This window comes from Agromyces sp. P1_H4 (assembly GCF_056405255.1).
Window position 1 is genome coordinate 1 of the sequence record NZ_JBFUCL010000231.1, and the last position, 6082, is coordinate 6082.

7 protein-coding genes and 1 pseudogene are annotated in these 6082 nt (G+C 72.7%); 4 read left to right on the forward strand and 4 right to left on the reverse strand.

Translation table 11 applies throughout. From position 1 onward, the window contains the following. Window positions 1-279, reverse strand: a pseudogene (locus AC1DY2_RS13605) (alpha/beta fold hydrolase); the annotation flags it as partial. 57 nt (window positions 280-336) lie between these two features. On the opposite strand from AC1DY2_RS13605, the gene AC1DY2_RS13610 reads away from it, so the two are divergent. Beyond that, window positions 337-1128, forward strand: a complete 792-nt coding sequence (locus AC1DY2_RS13610) for an EI24 domain-containing protein (RefSeq protein WP_476762922.1) — start codon at window positions 337-339, stop codon at window positions 1126-1128. 196 nt (window positions 1129-1324) lie between these two features. Here AC1DY2_RS13610 and AC1DY2_RS13615 read toward each other — a convergent pair whose 3' ends face one another. Together AC1DY2_RS13615 and AC1DY2_RS13620 are read right to left on the reverse strand one after the other, a co-directional pair. Beyond that, entirely contained in the window at window positions 1325-1924 is a 600-nt protein-coding gene (locus AC1DY2_RS13615) for a class I SAM-dependent methyltransferase (RefSeq protein WP_476762923.1), read from the reverse strand. A 64-nt stretch (window positions 1925-1988) separates the two neighbouring features. Further along, the gene (locus AC1DY2_RS13620; protein ID WP_476762924.1) at window positions 1989-2939 is read right to left on the reverse strand and encodes a cytochrome b/b6 domain-containing protein; all 951 of its coding nucleotides are present in this window, start codon (window positions 2937-2939) and stop codon (window positions 1989-1991) included. Window positions 2940-3177: 238 nt separating this feature from the next. On the opposite strand from AC1DY2_RS13620, the gene AC1DY2_RS13625 reads away from it, so the two are divergent. Together AC1DY2_RS13625 and AC1DY2_RS13630 are read left to right on the forward strand one after the other, a co-directional pair. After that, a complete protein-coding gene (locus AC1DY2_RS13625) occupies window positions 3178-3315 on the forward strand; it encodes a hypothetical protein (RefSeq protein WP_170963971.1) in 138 nt (45 codons plus the stop codon). Window positions 3316-3479: 164 nt separating this feature from the next. Next, window positions 3480-4577: a phage tail sheath family protein gene (locus tag AC1DY2_RS13630; RefSeq protein ID WP_476762925.1), complete on the forward strand. Its 1098-nt coding sequence runs from the start codon at window positions 3480-3482 to the stop codon at window positions 4575-4577. Between the two features lie 53 nt (window positions 4578-4630). Here the strand turns inward: AC1DY2_RS13630 and AC1DY2_RS13635 are convergent, their stop codons facing one another. Then, on the reverse strand, window positions 4631-5791 hold the full coding sequence (locus tag AC1DY2_RS13635) for an epoxide hydrolase family protein (RefSeq protein ID WP_476762926.1): 1161 nt from the start codon (window positions 5789-5791) through the stop codon (window positions 4631-4633). Window positions 5792-5854: 63 nt separating this feature from the next. Between AC1DY2_RS13635 and AC1DY2_RS13640 the strand changes: the two genes are divergently transcribed. Then, window positions 5855-6082, forward strand: a 228-nt coding sequence (locus tag AC1DY2_RS13640) for a helix-turn-helix transcriptional regulator (protein WP_476762927.1), incomplete at its 3' end; no start/stop codon positions are given.

Genomic DNA, 6082 nt, shown 5'->3' on the forward strand with positions numbered 1-6082 from the left:
GGCTGCGGCCGAGGCGACGTCGCGGCCGGGATTCGGCGAGGATCCCCCGTACGACGGTCGCCCGTACGAGAGCACCCGGATGCCGCGCGCCGCCGCCGCGGCCAGCACCGGCTCGAGCGGAGCACCCGTCTGCGGCGAACCGTGGTGCCAGACGACCACCGGGCCCGCCGCGGCATCCGACCGGCTCGCGGCATCGGCTCCGTTCGCGGCATCCGCCCCGCTGTCGTAGGCGCGGAGCACGCGCCCGTCGTCGAGCCGCACGTCGATCGCCTGCACCACGTGGATCCTCCCGTAAACCCGCACGTCCGCTTCGGACGCCAAGCCTAGGCTGGGCGGGTGATCGGCGGCTTCTTCTCGGGTGTGCGGATGCTCGTGCGCGGCTTCGGCTTCTGGGCGCGACGCCCCGGCGTCATGCTGCTCGGGCTGATCCCGGCCGCCGTCGTGTTCCTGCTCGTGGCCGGCGCGCTCGTCGCCCTCGGCTTCGGCCTGCCCGGCATCACCGACTGGCTGACGCCGTTCGCCGACGAGTGGGTCGACCCGTGGCCGACGATCATCCGCAGCGCGATCGGCGCCATCCTGTTCGGCGCCGCCGTGGTGCTCGCGGCCGTGACCTTCACGGCGGTCACGCTCGCGGTGGGCGACCCCTTCTACGAACGCATCTGGCGTGCCGTCGAGGTCGAGCTCGGCGGCAGCGTGCCCGAGCATGGCACGGGCTTCTGGCGCTCGGTGCGCGACTCGGCCGCGCTCATCGGGCTCGGCGTCTTCGCCGCGATGGGGGTCGCCGTCACCGGCTTCATCCCCGTCGTCGGCGCCGTGCTGGCGCCCGTGCTCGGCGTCGTGCTCTCGGGGCGGCTACTGGCCATGGAACTCAGCTCGCGGGCGTTCGAGGCCCGTGGCATCCCGGCATCCGATCGGCGGATGCTGCTGCGCGGCCACCGGGCGAAGGTGCTCGGCTTCGGCGTGGCCACCCAGCTCTGCTTCATGGTGCCGCTCGGGGCGGTGCTGGTGATGCCCGCGGCGGTCGCAGGGTCGACGATGCTCGCCCGCTCGGTGCTCGACGCCGCCGGCGTCGCCGGTGTCGGCGGTGTCGGCGGCGCGGGCGCCCCCGTGCGCTCGGTCGACGCGTAGCAGGCCCCGACCCGGCGCCGCGGCATCCGCCCCGCCCCGCAGCGGCGAAATGGAGGAACATCCGCGCGGCACGCCGGTCGAAACGGATGCCACGCGCGGCGCGTCGCCCCGAACTTCCTCCATTTCGGCGGGGCGGGGCGCGGCCGTTTCGGGGGGGGCGGCGGCAGAGCCGAGTGGATCGGGGGCGCCAAGCTGCTCAGGCCGGCACGCCCCCGGGCGCGCGCCCGTCGAAGAGCAGCATCGGCACCGGACCGAACGGCATCGACCGCACGCGCAGCCGCCGGATGTCGCGGCCGATGAAGCCCGCCTCGGCGAGCGCCCGCTCGGTGTCGCGGTCCCAGTGGCATCCGTGGCAGACACGCTTCGAGATGGGCGTGGCGACGCGCTGCACCGCCCGCTTCAGCGTGCGCGACGGGGCGAGCACGTGGTCGACGAACACGACGCGACCGCCGGGCACCAGCACCCGGCGCACCTCGGCGAGGGCGGCGGCGGGGTCGCCGACCGAGCAGAGCACGTAGGTGCCGACGACGGCGTCGACCGAGGCATCGGGCAGCGGGATGCGCTCGGCGTGCGCGTCGAGCGGCGCGGCCTCGTGCCGCCACTCCCGCGCCCTGATCGCGAGCTCGGCCCTCCGCTTGGCGTCGGGCTCGAGCCCCTGCCACTGCACGTCGGGATCGAACGCGCCGAAGTTGGCGCCGTCGCCCGCGCCGATCTCGAGCACGCGACCGCGCACCCGCCCCACGAACTCGCGCTCGAGGTCGTCGAGCGCGTCGTCGTCGATGAGGGGCGTCGTCACCATCGCACGGTACCGCGCGAGGCCCGATGCGTCAGCCCCGCGTCAGGCCCGGTCGGCGCCCGGGTCAGCCCTGCACGCGCCCCGAGCCGGCCGCGATGCGCTTCAGCAGCGCCGGCTTCGCGAGCACCCACGCCACGACCATGAGGGCGACGGATGCCGCGAACACCGTGAATCCGACCCAGTCGTCGGCGTCGCGCGCGGCGTACATCTGGTTGAGCTTCACCAGCGCGCCCGTGGTGAGCACGAGCACCACGTGCACGAAGACGAACGCGAGGAAGAACAGCATCGTCGGGTAGTGCAGCGACTTGGCGACCTTCTCGGGGAAGGCTCGCACGAGCGAGCCCTCGAGCGGCCAGGCCGACGAGAGCCGCAGCCCGGTGGCGATTGCGATCGGCGACGCGATGAACACGATCGCGAAGTAGGCCAGCTGCTGCAGCGAGTTGTAGACGACCCACGAGTCCTCGGTGGGCCAGTCGAGCGAGGCGTACTGCAGCGCCGCCGACAGCGCGTTCGGCACGACGGCCCAGTCCGTGGGCACGATGCGCAGCCACTGCCCGGTCGCGAAGAGCAGCACGACGTAGATCACGCCGTTGAGCACCCAGAACGCGTCGAGCCAGAGGTGGAACCAGAGGAAGATGCCCATGCGACGCGGGTTGCGCCGCGTGCGGAGCCAGCGCGTGTTGTCGCGGGTCCAGAAGCCCGGAGGGCGCTGCTTCGAGCGGAGCTGGAAGCCCGTGCGGATGACGAGCAGCAGGAAGAACGAGTTGAGGAAGTGCTGCCAGCCGAGCCACGCCGGGATGCCGACGGGGGTGCCCTCGGGCGGCGGGAGGATGCCCGGGTAGGTGTCGAGGAACTGCTCGACGGCCGGGAGCGTGCGGAGCCACCGGGCGAGGAGCACGACGACGACGAGCGCCACGAGGGCGATCGCGACCGACCAGAGCACCCGAACGCGCTGCGCCTTCCACCAGTCGGCGGCACGGGCGACGCGGCTGGGCTTCGGCGTGGTCACGGTCATCTCCGGGGCGGTTCCTTCTGGGGACGTGCGGGTCCGTCGCGACGGCCGGGCGCGGGCGCGCCGACCGCGGCGGTGAACAGCGGATGCCTCGACGATAGCGTCGGCGGCCGGGAGCGCGAAGTCCACGCGCAACAGCACGCCACACCGCGGGGTGGCCGGTCACGCGACCGGCTCACAGCGTCCGGCAGTAGGGTTGCGGCCACGGGGCCGTCCAGGCTCCCGATCAAAGGGCGTCACCGTGTCAGACAAGTCACCGAAGAAGTCGTCCAGCAAGACCGCAGCGTCGAAGACGCTCAAGGAGAAACGCGCCGACAAGAAGGCGAAGGTCGCCGGCCGCGCCGGCAACGACGTCACGGACGCGACCCACCGCAAGTAGCGGGGAACGATGAGGGCGCCGCTCCGGTTCACGGACGGCGCCCTTCGTCGTCGCTCCCGCGGGATGGTGTGCGCTCCCTTGACGCCGGACGCGGCCGGGAGGAGGCTCGCGACGAGGCATCCGCCGACGATCCCGCCGACGCCTCCGCTCGAGAGGGAGGGCTCATGACGCGACCGATCGAAGGCGTCGGGACCAACGTGGCAGCGTTCGTCGGCCTCGCCGAGGAGGGCCCGTTCGAGACGCCCGACACGTTCGACGGCTGGGGCACCGACGAGGACGAGCTCTTCGACCGGCTGCGCGCCCGTTCGCAGGGCCGCGCCCTGCGGAGCTTCTTCGAGAACGGCGGCACCACCGCGGTGGCGATCCAGGTCGAGGACGCGGGGGTGACGGCGGTCCGGTCGGGCCTCGCGGCCCTCGACGAGGTGGACGTCAACCTGCTCGTGCTGCCGGCCGAGTCCGCCGAGCGCGAGGACTCCCGCGAGATCGTCGCCGAGGCGGTCGCGTTCTGCGAACGTCGGCGGGCGATGCTCCTCGTCGACCCGCCGTCGTCGTGGACGAGCGCGGCGCAGATGGCGGTCGCCCTGTCGGATGGCGCGGCCGCCGCCGTCGGCACCACCAGCCCGAACGCCGCCCTGTACGCACCGCGGCTGCGTCATGCCGATCCGGCGCAGGGGGCTTCGGATGCGCCATTCCCACCCTCGGGCGCTGTGGCCGGCGTGATCGCACGCACCGACGCGGCGCAGGGGGTCTGGGCCGCACCGGCCGGGCAGGAGTCCGAGGTGCTCGGCGTCGAGCTGGAGTTCGAGCTCGAGCAGGACGACGTGCGGGAGTTCGGCGCCCGGGGCGTRAACGCCCTGCGCACCTTCCCCGGGCGGCGTCCCATCGTGTGGGGCGCACGCACGCTCGCGGCGGGCGGGCCCGACTCGGGCGAGTGGAAGTACGTGCCCGTGCGACGCACCGCGCTGTTCCTCGAGGCGAGCATCGAGCGGGGCCTCGCCTGGACGGTGTTCGAACCGAACGACGAGCCGCTCTGGCAGGAGGTCCGCGAGTCCGTCGGCGCGTTCCTGCACGGTCTCTTCCGGGCGGGCGCCTTCCACGGCCACTCCTCCTCGGACGCGTTCTTCGTTCGATGCGATCGCGGCACCATGACGCAGGGAGAGATCGACGCCGGAGAGCTGCTCGTGCTCGTGGGGTTCGCCCCGATCCGGCCGGCCGAGTTCGTCGTGCTGCGCATCGGGGCGCGGGCGTTGCCACCGCGGTGAGCGGATGCCGCGAGCCTCCGCCCGCGGCATCCGCTTGCCCCGTCGCGTCGCTGCTACTCGGCGACGCCGGCGCCTCCGCCGTTCCCGAAGAACGCCCGGAGGTCTCCGACGAGGAGGTCGGGACGCTCGAGCGCGGCGAAGTGCCCGCCCTCGTCGAACCGGCTCCAGTGCACGATGTTCGTGTTGTCGCGCTCGGCGAACACCTTGATGGTCTGGAAGTCGTCCTTGAAGACGGCCACGCCGGTGCGCGCGGCGCTCACCTGCGGCTCTGCCTCGGCGCGCGCGTTGTCGAAGTAGCTGCGGCTCATCCCCGCGGCGGCATTCGCGAACCAGTTCACGCTCACCTCGGTGAGGATCTTCTCGAGCGGCACGAGCGAGGTCCCGTTGCCGAACGAGTTGAACAGCTCGCTGTAGGCGAGCAGGCCGACGGGCGAGTCGCTGAGGCCGACCGCCACGGTCTGCGGGCGGGAGGCGTTCATCGTGTTGTAGCCGCCCACCGACTGGAACCACTGCATGTGCTCGAGACCCGCGTAGTCCTGGGGCTCGAGCCGCTCGAACTCGCTCGGGTCGCCCGACGGGAACGAGAAGAGCTGCAGCACGTGCAGGCCGAGGAAGCCCTCGGGATCGAGCAGCCCCAGCTCGCGGGCGACCATCGCGCCGTTGTCGGAGCCGTGGATGCCGTACTCGGCGTACCCGAGGCGGCGCATGAGCGCGTCGTACGCCCGAGCCACGCGGGCGGTGGTCCAGCCGGCCTCGGTGACCGGGTTCGAGAAGCCGTAGCCGGGGGCATCCGGGATCACGACGTCGAAGGCGTCCTCGGCGCGGCCGCCGTGCGCGACCGGGTCGACCAGCGGACCGATGAGGTCGAGGTAGTCGACGGATGACCCGGGGTAGGTGTGCGCGAGCAGCAGCGGCGTCGCATCGGGGTGCTCGGAGCGCACGTGGATGAAGTGGATCGGCTGCCCGTCGATCTCGGTGGTGAAGTGGGGCACGGCGTTGATGCGGGCCTCCTGGGCGCGCCAGTCGTAGCCGGTGCGCCACTGCTCGACGGCGTCGCGGAGGTAGGCGTTCGGGGTGCCGGCGTCCCAGTCGTCGACCGGGGCGGGCTGCGGCAGCCGGGTGCGGGCGAGCCGTTCCATGAGGTCGTCGAGCTCGGCCTGGGCGACCTCGACGCGGAAGGGGCGGATGTCGGTGGAAGCGGTGGTGTTCGTCATGTCTTCGACGGTACGGTGCATATAGGCACGTTCAGTTCCTAATGGCCGGGAAAGGCACGGGAGATGTCGGATACCGCCGCACGCCTGCTCGCCCTGCTCTCGCTGCTGCAGTCACGACCCGACTGGAGCGGCACCGAGCTCGCGCAGCGCCTCGGCGTCTCGACGCGCACCATCCGCAACGACATCGATCGCCTGCGCGAACTCGACTACCCCGTCGACGCCACGCGGGGCGCGGCCGGCGGCTACCGCCTGGGCGCCGGCGGCAAGCTGCCGCCCCTGCTGCTCGACGAC